Source organism: Pseudomonas karstica, assembly GCF_009707515.1.
Lineage (GTDB): Bacteria > Pseudomonadota > Gammaproteobacteria > Pseudomonadales > Pseudomonadaceae > Aquipseudomonas > Aquipseudomonas karstica.
Genome location: NZ_WLYI01000104.1, coordinates 1 through 288 on the forward strand (window position 1 = coordinate 1; position 288 = coordinate 288).

Below are 288 nucleotides of genomic sequence, written 5' to 3' on the forward strand. Positions count from 1 at the left end.
ACTGGCGGCGGCGGTGGGTGGCAACACTGAGGTGAGTGTCCCGGCCAACCTGATCCCGAGTGATTGCGAACACATCACCCCTGGCATGCTGCCGCTGGTCAATCTGGATCAGCCGACCATCGACCGCATTGTGGCCACGGTGCCGGGCGGTACGCGCAACGTGCAGGACATCTACCCGCTGGCGCCGTTGCAGGAAGGTATTCTTTACCATCACCTTGCCGCCGAGCAGGGCGATCCTTATGTCTTGCAAGCGCAGTTTGGCTTTGAGAGCCACGGGCTTTTGGAGAA

The 288-nt window shown here is 61.1% G+C and carries 1 pseudogene; it reads left to right on the forward strand.

Annotated elements, in window-relative coordinates:
* Window positions 1-288 (forward strand): annotated as a pseudogene (locus GIR22_RS25885) (hypothetical protein); the annotation flags it as partial.